This is a genomic window from Epilithonimonas sp. 33E, assembly GCF_059372615.1.
Genome location: NZ_CM182009.1, coordinates 509,851 through 524,742, shown reverse-complemented (window position 1 = coordinate 524,742; position 14,892 = coordinate 509,851). Strand labels below are relative to the sequence as shown.

General features: G+C 35.7%; 16 protein-coding genes. 8 read left to right on the top strand and 8 right to left on the bottom strand.

The window, feature by feature from the left end; all coding sequences use genetic code 11:
• Window positions 1–7 precede the first annotated feature (7 nt).
• From AC5P2S_RS02535 to leuS, 3 genes are all read right to left on the bottom strand, one after another.
• On the bottom strand, window positions 8–610 hold the full coding sequence (locus tag AC5P2S_RS02535) for an ExbD/TolR family protein (RefSeq protein WP_494556101.1): 603 nt from the start codon (window positions 608–610) through the stop codon (window positions 8–10).
• An 87-nt stretch (window positions 611–697) separates the two neighbouring features.
• Window positions 698–1,561 (bottom strand): MotA/TolQ/ExbB proton channel family protein, encoded by an 864-nt coding sequence (locus AC5P2S_RS02530; protein ID WP_283416203.1) that lies wholly within the window; start codon window positions 1,559–1,561, stop codon window positions 698–700.
• Window positions 1,562–1,845: 284 nt separating this feature from the next.
• Entirely contained in the window at window positions 1,846–4,659 is a 2,814-nt protein-coding gene (gene leuS, locus AC5P2S_RS02525) for a leucine--tRNA ligase (RefSeq protein ID WP_494556100.1), read from the bottom strand.
• Window positions 4,660–4,817: 158 nt separating this feature from the next.
• Between leuS and AC5P2S_RS02520 the strand changes: the two genes are divergently transcribed.
• Both AC5P2S_RS02520 and AC5P2S_RS02515 read left to right on the top strand, forming a co-directional pair.
• A complete protein-coding gene (locus tag AC5P2S_RS02520; RefSeq protein WP_494556099.1) occupies window positions 4,818–5,573 on the top strand; it encodes a glycosyltransferase family 2 protein in 756 nt (251 codons plus the stop codon).
• Window positions 5,573–6,199, top strand: a complete 627-nt coding sequence (locus tag AC5P2S_RS02515; RefSeq protein WP_494556098.1) for a deoxyuridine 5'-triphosphate nucleotidohydrolase — start codon at window positions 5,573–5,575, stop codon at window positions 6,197–6,199. The genes AC5P2S_RS02520 and AC5P2S_RS02515 overlap by 1 nt, the downstream gene beginning before the upstream one ends.
• A 97-nt stretch (window positions 6,200–6,296) precedes the next feature.
• On the opposite strand, the gene AC5P2S_RS02510 is transcribed toward AC5P2S_RS02515, so the two are convergent.
• A complete protein-coding gene (locus AC5P2S_RS02510; protein WP_494556097.1) occupies window positions 6,297–7,568 on the bottom strand; it encodes a 3-deoxy-D-manno-octulosonic acid transferase in 1,272 nt (423 codons plus the stop codon).
• A 3-nt stretch (window positions 7,569–7,571) separates the two neighbouring features.
• Window positions 7,572–7,916, bottom strand: a complete 345-nt coding sequence (locus AC5P2S_RS02505; protein WP_494556096.1) for a cupin domain-containing protein — start codon at window positions 7,914–7,916, stop codon at window positions 7,572–7,574.
• Window positions 7,917–8,290: 374 nt separating this feature from the next.
• Here AC5P2S_RS02505 and rpmH point away from each other — a divergent pair, with 374 nt between their 5' ends.
• Complete coding sequence (gene rpmH, locus AC5P2S_RS02500) at window positions 8,291–8,449, top strand: 50S ribosomal protein L34 (protein ID WP_007843334.1); 159 nt, start codon at window positions 8,291–8,293, stop codon at window positions 8,447–8,449.
• Between the two features lie 136 nt (window positions 8,450–8,585).
• A complete protein-coding gene (locus AC5P2S_RS02495; RefSeq protein WP_120213870.1) occupies window positions 8,586–9,296 on the top strand; it encodes a cell division ATP-binding protein FtsE in 711 nt (236 codons plus the stop codon).
• A 41-nt stretch (window positions 9,297–9,337) separates the two neighbouring features.
• Here AC5P2S_RS02495 and AC5P2S_RS02490 read toward each other — a convergent pair whose 3' ends face one another.
• The 3 genes from AC5P2S_RS02490 to AC5P2S_RS02480 are packed head-to-tail and all read right to left on the bottom strand — an operon-like array spanning window position 9,338 to window position 12,083.
• Window positions 9,338–10,042: a tRNA1(Val) (adenine(37)-N6)-methyltransferase gene (locus tag AC5P2S_RS02490; RefSeq protein WP_494556095.1), complete on the bottom strand. Its 705-nt coding sequence runs from the start codon at window positions 10,040–10,042 to the stop codon at window positions 9,338–9,340.
• Window positions 10,043–11,497 carry a sensor histidine kinase gene (locus AC5P2S_RS02485; RefSeq protein ID WP_494556094.1) on the bottom strand — a complete coding sequence of 485 codons (1,455 nt, stop codon included), beginning with the start codon at window positions 11,495–11,497 and terminating at the stop codon, window positions 10,043–10,045.
• The gene (locus AC5P2S_RS02480; protein ID WP_283416471.1) at window positions 11,484–12,083 is read right to left on the bottom strand and encodes a riboflavin synthase; all 600 of its coding nucleotides are present in this window, start codon (window positions 12,081–12,083) and stop codon (window positions 11,484–11,486) included. Before AC5P2S_RS02480 ends, AC5P2S_RS02485 begins: the two co-directional genes overlap by 14 nt.
• Before the next feature lie 206 nt (window positions 12,084–12,289).
• Here AC5P2S_RS02480 and pdxA point away from each other — a divergent pair, with 206 nt between their 5' ends.
• The 4 genes from pdxA (at window position 12,290) to accB (ending at window position 14,828) form a co-directional block, all read left to right on the top strand.
• Window positions 12,290–13,378 (top strand): 4-hydroxythreonine-4-phosphate dehydrogenase PdxA, encoded by a 1,089-nt coding sequence (gene pdxA, locus AC5P2S_RS02475; RefSeq protein WP_283416195.1) that lies wholly within the window; start codon window positions 12,290–12,292, stop codon window positions 13,376–13,378.
• A 95-nt stretch (window positions 13,379–13,473) separates the two neighbouring features.
• Complete coding sequence (locus AC5P2S_RS02470; RefSeq protein ID WP_283416194.1) at window positions 13,474–14,004, top strand: YceD family protein; 531 nt, start codon at window positions 13,474–13,476, stop codon at window positions 14,002–14,004.
• 40 nt (window positions 14,005–14,044) lie between these two features.
• A complete protein-coding gene (rpmF, locus tag AC5P2S_RS02465) occupies window positions 14,045–14,248 on the top strand; it encodes a 50S ribosomal protein L32 (RefSeq protein WP_076781964.1) in 204 nt (67 codons plus the stop codon).
• Window positions 14,249–14,354: 106 nt separating this feature from the next.
• Window positions 14,355–14,828, top strand: coding sequence for an acetyl-CoA carboxylase biotin carboxyl carrier protein (accB, locus tag AC5P2S_RS02460; protein ID WP_283416193.1), 474 nt, complete (start codon window positions 14,355–14,357; stop codon window positions 14,826–14,828).
• Window positions 14,829–14,892 lie beyond the last annotated feature (64 nt).

Below are 14,892 nucleotides of genomic sequence, written 5' to 3'. Positions count from 1 at the left end.
CTATTGATTATTCAGATTTTTCTTGTGATGTTATCAACCAAAATTTAAGAAAGTCAATATCTCTTAAACCTTCAAACAAACTTTTCACCTTCGGGTATTTTGTAGTTACATCTCCTTTAATTGCTAACTTATAGTTAGGATTAACGGCTAAACTTTGTTGAACCCAGTCAATTAATTGCTTGTTTGTACTATCCATTGGAATACCATCTTTCGCCTTAAAAGTTTTTTGCTGATCTTCTGGAAGATTCAAATAACTTTTTAGCTGCCCCATTGGTACTCCTACCGCCTGTACTTTTGTAAATGCTACTTTCTCAGGATCAGTGAAACTCATTCCGTATTTCTGACCCATTTTATCCAATAGTTGTATTCTTTCTGTCCCGTTTTCAACCGGTTGAAAATAGAATACACCATTCTGAGTAACATTAATCGTCATAAGACTTGCATCAGGAAGCAATTTCTCTGATATAGAAGAAGGCGGTTTTATCTGCTCCACATCAGGTTTTTTGAACTGTGTGGTTAATATAAAGAATGTAAGTAGCAGGAACGCAACGTCGCACATCGCGGTCATATCCGTAACTACTCCATGTCTTTTTGGTTTAATTCTCGCCATTATTTAAATGTCTTTGTTAACTAATTTATGATGATTTTAAAAATGTAAGTTTTACATTTTTATTTATTTCCAATTGCTATTAATTTCTTAGTGAAACTCAGCAAAAGACTGTTGAATACTCATAGAGATTTCGTCAATCTTATAAGTTAAACCATCAATTTTAGAAGTAAAGAAGTTATAAAGGATAATTGCGATAGCAGAAGTACCAATACCCAAAGCTGTGTTCATCAAGGCTTCTGAGATACCAATTGATAATGCAGCAGCATCCGGAGTTCCACCTCCACCACCTAAAGCAGCGAACGCTCTGATCATCCCGATTACCGTTCCCAATAGTGCTACTAATGTTGCAACTGTTCCCAAAGTAGAAAGGATCATCATGTTCTTTTCCAACATTGGCATTTCAAGAGTTGTTGCTTCTTCTATAGCTTTGTTAAGAGCCGCCATTTTTTGTTCTTTGTCTAGTGTAGTATCTTTCGCCAGTGCTTTGTAAGTAGTTAAACCTTCTTTTACAACATTACCTACAGATCCTTGTTGTCTGTCGCACTCTTCAAGAGCTTCGTCAACTCTGTTTTGGTTCAATAAACTTCTAATTTTTAAAACAAAATTATCAAGATTACCATTACCAGAAGCTTTGCTCAAAACGAATGCACGCTCGATCGCGAAAACTATTACTGTGATCATGAATGTAATAAGGATTGGTACAATAAACCCTCCCATGTAAACCATCCCAAGACCGTGTGGGTGCAATTCCTTACTTTCGATATCTGCAAATGCAACCGAAGCTACACCATTGATACGCGCATCTTCTTGAAAGTTAGACGGGTTACCACAAACAAATAAATAAATGGCAATACCTATTACTAATAAGATAGGAATAATTACCGCTGGGTTAAGACCTCCTTTTTTCTTAGCAACTACTTGCTCATCCGTGTTTGAAACATTCATTTCCATATTAAAACTAAATTATAATTGTTAAATTTTATCGTGTAAAATAAAGTCAAATTTTTGAAAAATGCAAAATTATTTTCCGTTTGACTTGCAATTTTTTTATCTGCTAAAATAGCAATTTTTAATTATTAATTAAATTAAAACAGTGTTTTTATGAATTCATTATCTCTTTTAGAAACATTAATGGAAGATATATAAAATTGATTTACATAAATTATGATTTTAATTTTAATAAATTCCAATGTAAAGAATGATAATTTTTCTTAACATTTCTTAAAACCGTAAAATCACATAACAATATTAATGATTTTCTTCGGAACAAAAATGAAATTTTTAACTGATTTATCTCCTAAAACCTTCTTTACGTCATCATTCTCCATCATCAATTTTTCAACATCTTCCTTACCTAAGTCGGCCGCTAATTTGATTTTAAATTTCATCTTACCATTGAAACTTACCGGATAATCTATCTCATCCTCAACAAGATAGCTTTCATCAAGAACAGGAAATGGTTCAAATTCAACAGAATCATTATTTCCCAGCAAATTCCATACCTCTTCGCAAATATGTGGCGCATATGGTGAGATTATAACAGCTAAAGGCTGCAAAATATTGCGTTTGTTGCATTTTATTTTTTGTAATTCATTTACAGCGATCATAAATGAAGATACAGAAGTATTGAAAGAGAAGTTCTCGATATCGTAAACCACCTTCTTTATTAATGTATGTAAAACTTTGTATTCTGCTTTTGTCGGTTCTTCATCAGAAACAGAGAAATTATCTCCGTCAAAATACAGATTCCAGAATTTTTTAAGAAAACCGTAAACTCCGCTTAAACCTTGTGTATTCCAAGGCTTGGATTGCTCCAACGGACCTAAGAACATCTCATATAATCTTAAACCGTCTGCTCCGTATTCTTCACAGATGTCATCAGGATTTACTACGTTATATTTAGACTTAGACATTTTTTCTACTTCACGGCCTGTGATGTATTTTCCGTCTTCCAAAATAAATTCTGCATCAGCATAATCCGGTCTCCAGGCTTTGAATGCTTCTGTGTCTAATTCATCAGAAGTTCCTTTTAATAAAGATACATCAACATGGATAGCCTGCGTTCTATAATCTTTTGCTAAATTTTTAGAAACATATTGATTCGTACCATCAATTCTGTAAACAAAAGCACTCATCCCCAAAATCATCCCCTGATTAATCAACTTTTGGAAAGGCTCATCATGATTAATATATCCCCTATCTTTTAAGAACATATTCCAGAAACGGGAATATAATAAGTGACCAGTTGCGTGTTCGCTACCTCCTATATACAAATCTACTTGTCCCCAATAATCTGCCAATTCTTTTTTTACAAAAACCTCATCATCATTTGGATCCATATATCTTAGGAAATACCATGAGCTTCCCGCCCAACCCGGCATTGTAGATAATTCTAACGGGAAAACCGTTTTTTCGTCAATTAAATTCGTATCAACAACTTTTTGATTTGCTTCGTCCCAGGCAAATGTTTTTGCATTTCCTAATGGCGGATCTCCGTCTTCAGTTGGCAAATATTTTTCAACTTCAGGAAGTTCCAAAGGCAACGTAGAAGTTGGCAATGTGTAAGGCATTCCATCCTTATAATATATAGGAACAGGTTCTCCCCAATATCTTTGTCTTGAGAAAATCGCATCACGTTGTCTGTAATTTGTAGTTCCGTGACCGATTCCTTTTTTCTCAATAGCTACAATAATCGCTGCTTTTGCATCATTATAATTAAGACCGTTTAAGAAATCAGAATTTACGCAAATCGAATCTTTAGAATCGAAAGAAGCCTCCTGAACATCTTCGTCCGTTTCTACAACTTTTTTAATTTCTAAATTAAATTTCTTCGCAAATCTGTGATCACGTTCATCATGCGCGGGAACAGCCATTACAGCTCCTGTTCCGTAGCCCATTAAAACATAATCTGAAATATAGATTGGCATTCTTTCTCCACTGAAAGGATTTAAAGCATAACTTCCCGTGAAAGCGCCGGAAACGTTTTTCACGTCAGACATTCTGTCTCTTTCAGATTTTTTGGAAGTTTCTTCAATATAAGTATCTACTTCAGCTTTTTGTTCTGCCGTAGTAATTGTTTCTACTAAAGGGTTTTCAGGAGCCAACACCATAAAAGTTGCTCCAAAGATTGTATCAGGTCTTGTCGTGAAAACCTCAACAATTTCGTCATGACCATCAACATTAAATTTCACCTGTGCTCCCTGAGATTTTCCGATCCAGTATTCCTGAGAATCTTTCAAAGGCTGCGGCCAGTCCAAAGTTTTTAAACCCTGTAATAATCTTTCAGAGTAAGCAGAAATTCTCATGCTCCACTGCATCATTTTCTTTTGGAAAACAGGGAAACCTCCTCTTTCGGATTTTCCGTCTTTCACCTCATCATTAGCCAATACTGTTCCCAATGCAGGACACCAGTTCACAGTCGTTTCTGCTCTATAAGCTAAACGGTAATTTAAAAGGATGTCTTCCTTATCTATTTCAGAAGCTTCTTTCCATTCTTCTGCGGTGAAATTCAATTCATCGTTCTGATTGGCATTTAAACCCTCTGTTCCTATTTCTTCAAAACGTTTAACTAAAGTTGAAATAGGTTCCGCTTTATCTGTATCTTTATTATACCATGAATGGAACAATTCAATGAAAATCCACTGTGTCCATTTATAATAAGAAGCATCGGAAGTTCTTACTTCTCTGCTCCAGTCGAAAGAAAAACCGATTTTTCTTAGCTGTTCTTCGTATCTTGTAATGTTTTGCTCAGTGGTAATCGCAGGATGTTGACCTGTCTGGATTGCATACTGTTCAGCAGGAAGCCCGAAACTGTCGTAACCAACAGGGTGAAGCACATTGAAACCCTGATGTCTTTTATATCTTGCATAAATGTCGGAAGCAATGTATCCAAGCGGGTGACCTACGTGAAGTCCTGCTCCGGAAGGATACGGAAACATATCGAGAACATAAAATTTGGGTTTGTCTGTGTTATTGGAAGTTTTATACGTTTGATTGTCTTCCCAGTATTTCTGCCACTTTTTTTCTATCTGCTGATGATCGTAAAACATTCTATGAAGTAAGAATTAATAATGATTTTTTTTAAGATTCACAAAGTTAAGATTTTGAGAGGAAATGACAACTTTAAATTTAACACTATTAATTTTCGAGTCCTTTCTCTTTATTCTTTTATCTTACATGCTTTATTTATCTTTGCAAAAAATCGCAAGTGGCAGAAATTTCTATCATCACACCGAACTATAATTCTTCAAAATATCTGAATGAAACCATCCAATCTGTTCTCAATCAAACTTTCCAGGATTGGGAATGGCTGATTACTGATGATTGTTCGACAGATGATTCGGTAGAAATTTTACACAATCAAAAAGATTCCCGAATCAAAGTTTTCAAAGCCGAGAAAAATGGGGGTGCGGGTCACGCTAGGAATATTTCGTTAAAAAATGCGACAGGAAGATTCATTACTTTTCTGGATGCAGATGATTTTTGGGAACCCAATTTCCTTGAAGAAATGGTCAATTTTATGAAGTCCGAAAATGCAGAATTGGCTTATTCCACTTATTCTCGTTGTGATGAGAATCTAAATCCTACAAAAATTGGTGATTTTGAAGCAGACACCATTGTGACCTTCAGTAACCTTTTGAAGACCTGCCGATTATCGCTTTTATCATCTATGTATGATTCTGAAAGAGTGGGGAAATTCTATTTTCCGGAAGGTACAAAACGTGAAGACCACGTGATGTGGCTGGAATTATTAAAAAAAATCCCACAAGGAAAACCTCTGCAAAAAACTTTATCAAAATACAGAATGCTTCCCAACAGTGTTTCAAGGAATAAATCTAATATTATGAAAGACCAATATCTGGTTTATAAAAATTATATGAAATTTTCAACTTTGAAATCTTTGTATTACACAGCCAATTGGGCTTTTAACGGATTTATGAAATATTCTAAACTATTCAATTAATGGAATATTCAAAAGAATTTAAAGCCGCGCTCAGTCAGTTTTCGCATTCGGAAAAGGATAAGTTGATTTTCAGATTACTGAAGAAAGACAAATTACTGTCCAAGAAATTGTATTTTGAGCTTATCGATGAGGAAACAACAGATGACAAGCGCAACACAATGGAAGCTTACATCAAGGAAAGAATCTTAGAAATATCAAAATACATAAGCAATCCGAAATATTTCCTGGTTTTAGTACGAAAATTAAGCGCTGAAATCACAGAACATGTCAAAGTGACAACGGATAAATTTGGAGATGTTTATTTGAATTTATTTTTGATTAATGAAATTTTGGGACACAACGATAAATTACAAAAACAGAGATTCGATGCGGTTTATAAACTTTACATTTACCTTATCAACAAGATTTTCAAAGCCTTAATTCAAATTAAAAAATTGGATGAAGATTATTGGTTGGAATTTGACGAAATTCTATCAGATATCGATTCCAAAATCCATAATAATCTTTATTTTGAAAAGCTTTGCATCAATAACGGTTTAGATTTCAACTGGCTGAAATGTGAAAATATCCCAGACCATTTTGAATTGATTGTGAAGGAGATAAAAAGTCAGGGATTTTTGAAATAGGATTTTTAACCACAAAGACGCAAAGTTTTCACAAAGAACACAAAAAATACAGCTCAATTCGTTGTGAACTTTGCGACAAGCCTTGTGAGCATCGTGTTTAAGTCGACGATGTTTTGTTCAGAATTTTCTTTATAATAATCTCCGTCGCATCAGGCTGAGAATTCACAAAATTGTAAGCATTTTCGGACATCTGTTTCAGGAAAGATTTCTCTTCATCCTCTGTCTGCGAATCTTTATTAATCAATTCTGTGATAAAAGCTGAAGCCGCAACAAAGTCGTCAAAACATTTGGCGCCTTTCGCCTCAATCAGTGTATCTGCCTCCGGGTTCTTTTTGTACTGATTTCCAAAAATCACCGGAACACCATAGACCGCCGCTTCCAGAATGTTATGCAAACCCGCCGAATGAAATCCGCCTCCAACAACCGCAAGATCCGCATAAGAATACAATTTGGAAAGTTTCCCAATGCTGTCTATGATGAGAGTTTGAGAGTTTGAGAGTTCAGGGATATGAGAATTTGTAAGGGAACTGTATAATATAGCATTCGGAAATAATTTCTGCAGATGCGGAACTCTGTGCAAATCGTGTGGAGCAATGATGAGTTTCGTTTTGGGAAGTTTTTTTGCCACAACCTGAGCAATATCTTCCTCTGCCTGCCAACTGCTTCCGAAGACAATCAGCTTTTGACCTGCTTTGAATTCTTCTATGAATTCCAGGTGATTATCTCTGTCTAAAAATTGCTTCACCCGGTCAAATCGTGTATCACCAGAAACCGTAGAATTGGTCAATCCTATTTTTTTTGCCAAAGCCTGTGATTTGATAGTCTGATGAAAAAACCAGTCGATGTTTTGACGAAGCTGTTTTGCAAACCATTTTCCATAACTTTCAAAAAAAACTTGATGCTCATAAAACAAAGCCGAAATCACATAGATTTTCACACCCCGATTCTTCAACTCTTCCAGAAGATTGTACCAATAATCATATTTAACCGTGAAGAAAATCTCCGTCTCAAAAGAGGAAACAAAGTCTTTCACATCTTTTTTTCTGTCAAAAGGCAAATAGCAGACAGCATCAGCAATCTGTTTTCTTTTCTTCACATTCTCATAACCGGAAGGTGAAAAAAACGTCACTAGAGTCTTATGTTCCGGGAATTGTTCTTTCAGCTTTTCAAGAACCGGAAGTCCCTGCTCATATTCGCCAAGACTTGCAGCGTGCATCCAAAGCACTTTTTGTCCCTGGATGTTGTCCCGAACGATTTTCAGAGATTCTTTTCTTCCCCTGACTCCTTTTTTTGTTTTGGAATCGAAGAGTGAGAAAACTTTCATCCCGAAAATCATTAAGTGAACGAAAAGATTGTATAGAGATTTCATCCTTTATTTTTCTACTGCAAATCTATCATTATTTGTTGAAGGATTCGATATGACGAGAAATTCCAAATTAACATCTGATTGATTTTCTATCAGGTGATTTTTATTTGGCGAGATATGAAATCCCGAATTTTCAGCAACCTCGGAAACTTCTCCATCAACAGTAAACATTGCTTTTCCTTTTAAAATAAAGAAAAATTGTTGGGCATTTTTATGGAAATGCAATTGCTCTTTTGAATTTGGAGGCATCGTTTCCTGCTTAATGGAAAGATTATTTGAGTTAAGCAAAATCCAACTGTCGCAGTTTCCACCCCAGATATAATGTTCTGTATTTTGTTTTGATTTTATCATCGCTTGTTTTTGATTAAGACAAATTTAAAGATTAGAAATTATAAACCGTAATTTTGTCATTCTGAAAGAATCTCAACCGTCTAGATTCCTCCGGAAGACAATATTGGATTTTTGCAAACTGTTGTTTTTATGTTGAATCCGCAGCCCAACTTGAGCGGAAATTCTTTTTATGCAGTGGAGTGAAAAGATTGACTTCGTCGAACCACTTCGTTAGGTTTGGGAGCGGAAGGCGGAAATAGCTGCCATAATTATTGAAATAAACGGGAAGTGAAAAATTAACATAAAAAAGTTTTTAAATATTTGCCACTCAAAATAAAATCCCTATATTTGCAGTCTGAAAATAAAAAGATAATTACGAACTAAATATATTAGTGATGAGTAAAAGAACATTCCAACCATCTGAAAGAAAAAGAAGAAACAAGCACGGTTTCCGTGAAAGAATGTCTACACCAAACGGAAGAAGAGTGTTGGCAGCTAGAAGAGCGAAAGGCAGAAAGAGCTTAACTGTTAGTGCATCTCGCGCTAAGAGATAATTTTCTTTAATTATCATATACAAAAAATGCTTGAAAAATTTTCAAGCATTTTTTGTTGTTAAAATTTCCCAAAAGTAAAAGCGGAAAAATAAGTTTTTGCTATTTTTGACTTTCACAAACTTTCAATTTTCTAATTATGCCGCACAGAAATGATCCGGGTATCGATATTATAGATTTGAGCAATGCTAAGATTGTACAGAAAAACTTTACCGTCCTGAATGATGTTGATCTTCATATCAAAAAAGGAAAATTCTGTTATCTGATCGGGAAAACAGGTTCCGGGAAAAGCTCTCTTCTGAAAGTCCTTTACGGGCAACTTCCCTTGCAAGGCGGAAGCGGACAAGTCGCAGGTTTTGATTTGAAGAAACTGAAACAATCTGACGTTCCAAACCTAAGAAGAAAATTAGGAATTGTTTTCCAGGATTTTCAGCTTTTGCCGGATAGAAATATTGAAAAAAATCTTCTTTTTGTCCTCCAGGCAACCGGCTGGAAAGACAAACATAAAATGGAAGCAAGAATTGATGAAGTCCTGTCCAGCGTTGGGATGAAAACAAAAAAACACAAGATGCCACATCAGCTTTCCGGTGGTGAGCAGCAACGTGCCGCGATTGCAAGAGCTTTGTTAAATCATCCAGAATTGATTCTTGCAGATGAGCCAACAGGAAATCTTGACCCGGAAACGTCAAACGATATTATGACGCTTCTTAAAAATCTAGCGGAAGAAAACCATTGTGCAGTTGTAATGGCGACACACGATTATCATATGATTCAGAATTATCCCGGCGAAGCCATCCGGTGCGAAAACGGACAGGTTTCTGTTTTGGACACAGCGGAATTATTCGAATAAGAAAAATTATTAGTTATAGATAAAAAAAGCTCTTTGAAAATTCAGAGAGCTTTTTTGTTGAATATATGGAAATCTTTTGTCAGCTCAAGATATTCATCGGAATAAACTCTTGGTGACTTTTCAATAACAAAATTCTCTTTTTTAGTTCCCGATTGTTGGAATGAATATTCTAAAACTACTCTTTTCGGTTCAGCCGTTTCGATTCCTTTAATAATGACCTTTCTTTTGAGAAACAGATTATTATTAAGACAAATCTGAGTGAATTGTTTTTCGGAATCAATAGGAATAACAACAGAAAACAAACCTTCATCAGAAAGTAATTGTGAAGCCTTCTGGATCAAATCAGAGAAATCCAACTCCAATCTTTGTCTTGCCAGGATATCTTTGTCAGAGCTGTTAATTTCAAAATAAGGCGGATTCGAAATAATTAAATCAAATTTTTCCCCGGTTTCAAATTGTTTAAAATCCTGAAGTTGACTTTTGATTCTATCTGAAAAAGGAGAATTCAAAAAATTAGTTTGAGAGATATTAACAGCTTCGGAATTTATATCAATGGCTAAGATATTGGCATCAGGATTTCTCTGAGCCAGCATCAGGGAAATAATTCCGGTTCCGGTTCCGACTTCCAGAATTTGTTTTGCTCCCATCACATCAGATAAAACACCTAACAAAACGGCGTCTGTCCCAACCCGGAAAACATCAGAACTCTGCAGGATGTCGAATTGCTTAAATCGAAATGGTTTCATCTAAAGATTGGAAGGCATTGAGATAGTGAAAATCGCTCCTTTATCAATAGTTGAAACCACTGTAATCGTTCCGTTATAGTCTTCAACCATTCGCTTCACCATTGTTAGTCCGATTCCCATTCCGCTGTTTTTTGACGTGAAATTCGGGTCGAAAATTTTGTCGAGTTGATCCGCCGAGATTCCTATGCCATTATCTTCCACTGTGATTCGGATTCGTTTTTCAATTTTCTCCAGATCAACATTAATGACCGATTTTCTACCATCCGCTTTGGCCTGACTGGCATTGGTTACAAGGTTGGTAATGATTCTTGTCAGATAATCCCTGTCGATCTTCATCATTATGTTGTCATGGTTGGCATGGACAAAAATATTTTCATCACTGAAAATCGTCAGAACATTTTTGATTTCTTTATTAAGATTGATTTCCTCATCATTTCTTTTAGGCAGTTGTGCAAACTCCGAAAAAGCACTTGCTACTCTACTGATAACATCAATTTGCCCGATGATGACCTCGCTCAGGTTTTTGACTTTCATTTCGTTATTCGGATCATTGGGATCAAATTTTCTTTCAAAATTCTGCATCATCAGTTTCATTGGCGTCAGAGGATTTTTAACTTCGTGTGCCACTTGTTTTGCCATCTCTTCCCACGCGGATTGTTTTTCGATATAGCTAAGACGTTCCCTTTGGTCAGCAATTTCAGAGATCATTTTATTATAAGCTTTTACCAATGCGTTTAGCTCATCGTTCTTATAGTATTTAATCGGCTGGAGATTTTTATCAAACAGATTAATCCTGCTAATCATAGATGTGAAACGTGTAATTGCCTCTGTTAGGTTATTTGAAATAATCCAGCTAAACCAGATACTGAACAGAATAATCAAAAGATTAACACCGATGATGTATGCAAAATAATGTTTGAAAACCTCCATATAAGCACTCTCATTGTGGTAATAGGGGAAATAAACATAGGCAATATCTTCCAGCATGTTATTCTTCAGCACCATATAAGAAGAGACAATTGTCGCTTTCAATCTATCATCATAGGATTTATCATCATATTGTTTTCCGTTTTTTCTGATCGCCTTGATGACATCAGCAGGCATTTTTTTCTGGATGACAAGATTCGGTTCCTTGTTGGATAAAAGGTAATTCCCTTTCAGATCATAGATGATAATATCGTGTTTGTTGATATCGGCAATCTCATAGATTTCGTTTTCAAGAATTTTAGGAATGTCATTAGTTTCTACCTGAGAATGACTAAGTGCATAATCCAGAGAAGACATCAGCGCTTCGGATTTATTCTGCATATCCGTTTTGCTTTGCATCTTGGCATTGTCACGCAAAATCACAAACGACAAAGCAGCCGAAGTGATAACACTTAGGAAGCAAATCGCTAAAAATCCAATAAAAACCCTATTTCTTAACCGGTAACCTTTATAATCACTTAATGGCATTTTGCTTTTTCAAAAGTTTCGCAACATATTTCCCAATGATGTCGAATTCCAGATTCACCACATCACCTATTTTCAAATGCTTCATATTTGTAAACTCCCACGTGTAGGGAATTATTGCAACAGAAAACCTATTTGTATCGCTCTCGGCAACCGTCAGACTCGTTCCGTTTACAGTAACAGAACCTTGCGGAACCGTTGTATATTCTGTAGTTTCTTCGTAAGAAATTGTAATAAAGTAACTTCCATTCTGGTCTTCGATACTTTCTACAACTCCGGTTTTGTCAACGTGACCCTGAACGATATGACCATCCAATCTTCCTTCGAATTTCAAACAGCGTTCCAAATTCACTTCCGTTCCCACATTCCAAAAATTAAGATTGGTTTTTTCCAGTGTTTCGTTGATCGCCGTTACCTTGTAAGAATCGCTGTTGATTTCCACAACAGTCAGGCAACAGCCGTTATGAGCCAGGCTTTGGTCGATTTTCAACTCCTGTGTGAAAGGACAACTCAGTACAAAATCGATATTACTTTCGTTCTTGTCAATTTTCTCTACTTTTCCCGTTGCTTCAATTATTCCTGTAAACATTCTTTTCTTTTTTATTGATTTTTTTAGGAGCTTAATCCCGCTTTCCGTTGCAATCTTTTCCTTTTCAAAGAAAAGAAAAAGGATTTCCACTACAATCGGGGCTATGGCATTTGTCATCAATATAACATTTAGTTATAGAACTAGTATGCAACCAACCTAAAAAAAACTAAATTTGTAAAATTCTTTTAAATGTCAAAGATAAACAAATGAGCTCCAAACATCATAAAATCAGAGTAGGAATTTCAATCGGCGATTTCAACGGAATCGGACCCGAAATTATTCTGAAATCTCTGAAAGACAAAACCATCACCGATTTTTTCACGCCAGTTATATTTGGATCGGGTAAGTTATTTACTTATCAGAAAAACGTTTTCAAATTGCAGACAAATTTTAATTATATCAATTCTGCAAAAGAAGCTCAGGGTGGGAAAATCAATATGGTAAACCTTACAAAAGAGAATAGTAATATAGAATTTGGTGTTCCTACAGAAGAATCCACAAGAATGGCGATCGATTCTTTGGAAGCCGCAACAGAAGCTCTTCTTAAAAATGAAATCGATGTTTTGGTAACCGCTCCTATCAATAAGGATGAGATGATGAAGTACGGCTTTGCTCACGCCGGACACACAGGCTATTTTGAAGAGAAAGCGCAGAAAAAAGCGGTAATGTTTATGGTAACAGACGATCTGAAAGTTGCTGTTTCCACGCATCATATTCCAGTTGCTGATATTGCAAAAAACATTTCGAAAGAAAAAATCAAGAAGCAGATCAGACAATTAATAACAACTTTGAAGGAAGACTTCTGCGTACAAAAACCGAAAATTGCAGTTTTAGGACTTAATCCACACGCTGGCGACGGCGGCGTCATTGGCAAAGAAGAAATTGAAATCATAGAACCTGCCATTAAAGAACTTTTTGAAACTGGCGCTCTGGCTTTTGGTCCGTATCCTGCTGACAGCTTTTTCCAGCCGGAAAAATACAAGGCTTTTGATGCAGTTTTGGCAATGTATCACGACCAGGGATTAGCACCTTTCAAAACCATTGCTTACGAAGAAGGCGTCAATTACACTGCCGGCTTACCTTTTATCAGAACTTCGCCGGATCACGGTGTTGCTTATGACATCGCAGGGAAAAACCTGGCTGATGAAACTTCATTTTCGGAAGCTATTTTTACAGCCATCAGGATTTTTAAGAACAGAACCGAATATCGGGAACTGATGGAAAACCAGCTTCGTCCAAAAGCCATGCATATTAATAACGGCGTGGATGAAGACCTTCCAACCGAAGCTGAGTAAACAAAAATATTGGAAGTAATTTTTTGCATTTCAAGTATTTCCAAAAAACATTTTGTTATTTAAAAAAATTAAATTATTTTTGCACACCATTTTTTATGGACAGATTTAGAAACTACGATATTGCTTTTTCTGGTCTTAAAACCGGAAAGCACGATTTCAAATTCGAAATCAATCAGGAGTTCTTTGATTTATTTGAGACTGAACAAGAGTTTTTTAACCCAAAAATCGACGTCAATGTTCACTTGGACAAACACACCACATTTTTGGAATTCTATATCAACGTTTCAGGAACAGTTCAATTGATCTGCGACATCAGCAACGATGAATTTTCTGAAAACATTGAGAATGATCTGAAGGTTCTTGTAAAATTTGGTGAAGAATATGATGATAGTAATGAAGATATTATCACGATTCCTCAAAAAGATAGTGAGTTCAACATAGCCAATCTTGTATATGAAGCCGTTGTTTTATCGATCCCGATGAAAAAACTGGCGCCATCCGTAAGAGACAATGATGAATATCAAAAACTCCTTGACCAATACAGTCCAAAAGAAATTGAAGAAGAGGAAGAACAAAGCACCGATCCAAGATGGGAAGCTTTGAAAAAGTTAAGAGACAATAATTAAGTATAACTATAATTCGTTTGAATTTTTAAAATAATCAACAATGGCACATCCTAAGAGAAGACAGTCGTCTACAAGAAGAGATAAAAGAAGAACTCACTACAAAGCTGTAGCGCCTCAATTAGCAAAAGACGCTACTACTGGTGAATTGCATCTTTATCACAGAGCTCACTGGCATGAAGGAAAACTTTACTACAAAGGAAAAGTTGTATTAGAGAAAACTGTAGAAACAACAGAAGAAAACTAAGATTTATCTTCCGATAATCTTATACACAACATAAAAAACCACTCGGATTTTATCAATTTGGGTGGTTTTTTATTATATTTGGCGTTCAAAACAATTTAAAAATTTTATGGATATAAAAGACATTCAGAATCTTGTAAGATTTGTTGCAAAGGCAGGTGTTTCCGAAGTAAAGTATAAAAACAAAGACTTCGAAATCTATATCAAAACTCCACTTGGAGGAGAACCTGTAAGTTATGTAACTCCTCAAGTTGCTTACCAGGCTCCTGTTTCCGCACCAGTTGCAAATCCAGGATCTGCTCCTGCAGCTTCTGAAGCAACAAGCTCTGCTGATGACAGCAAATATATTACAATCAAGTCTCCAATGATTGGTACTTTCTACAGAAAGCCATCTCCGGATAAAGACGTTTTTGTAAATGTTGGTGATGCTGTAACAGAAGGAAAAGTAGTTTGCGTGATCGAAGCAATGAAGCTTTTCAACCAAATTGAATCAGAAGTTAGCGGAAAAATCGTGAAAATATTGGTTGATGACGCTTCACCTGTAGAGTATGATCAGCCATTATTCTTAGTTGATCCATCTTAAGGAATTTTAAGGTAAAAAGATTATAAATTTTAGATGAAATTCTTTCGTTTAAAATTAATTTAAA

Coding starts and splice junctions, on each gene's coding strand:
- AC5P2S_RS02535 (WP_494556101.1), bottom strand. CDS start 610: ATGGCGAGAATTAAACCAAAAAGACATGGAGTAGTTACGGATATGACC.
- AC5P2S_RS02530 (WP_283416203.1), bottom strand. CDS start 1,561: ATGGAAATGAATGTTTCAAACACGGATGAGCAAGTAGTTGCTAAGAAA.
- leuS (WP_494556100.1), bottom strand. CDS start 4,659: ATGTTTTACGATCATCAGCAGATAGAAAAAAAGTGGCAGAAATACTGG.
- AC5P2S_RS02515 (WP_494556098.1), top strand. CDS start 5,573: ATGGAATATTCAAAAGAATTTAAAGCCGCGCTCAGTCAGTTTTCGCAT.
- AC5P2S_RS02510 (WP_494556097.1), bottom strand. CDS start 7,568: ATGAAATCTCTATACAATCTTTTCGTTCACTTAATGATTTTCGGGATG.
- AC5P2S_RS02505 (WP_494556096.1), bottom strand. CDS start 7,916: ATGATAAAATCAAAACAAAATACAGAACATTATATCTGGGGTGGAAAC.
- rpmH (WP_007843334.1), top strand. CDS start 8,291: ATGAGTAAAAGAACATTCCAACCATCTGAAAGAAAAAGAAGAAACAAG.
- AC5P2S_RS02495 (WP_120213870.1), top strand. CDS start 8,586: ATGCCGCACAGAAATGATCCGGGTATCGATATTATAGATTTGAGCAAT.
- AC5P2S_RS02490 (WP_494556095.1), bottom strand. CDS start 10,042: ATGAAACCATTTCGATTTAAGCAATTCGACATCCTGCAGAGTTCTGAT.
- AC5P2S_RS02485 (WP_494556094.1), bottom strand. CDS start 11,497: ATGCCATTAAGTGATTATAAAGGTTACCGGTTAAGAAATAGGGTTTTT.
- AC5P2S_RS02480 (WP_283416471.1), bottom strand. CDS start 12,083: ATGTTTACAGGAATAATTGAAGCAACGGGAAAAGTAGAGAAAATTGAC.
- pdxA (WP_283416195.1), top strand. CDS start 12,290: ATGAGCTCCAAACATCATAAAATCAGAGTAGGAATTTCAATCGGCGAT.
- AC5P2S_RS02470 (WP_283416194.1), top strand. CDS start 13,474: ATGGACAGATTTAGAAACTACGATATTGCTTTTTCTGGTCTTAAAACC.
- rpmF (WP_076781964.1), top strand. CDS start 14,045: ATGGCACATCCTAAGAGAAGACAGTCGTCTACAAGAAGAGATAAAAGA.
- accB (WP_283416193.1), top strand. CDS start 14,355: ATGGATATAAAAGACATTCAGAATCTTGTAAGATTTGTTGCAAAGGCA.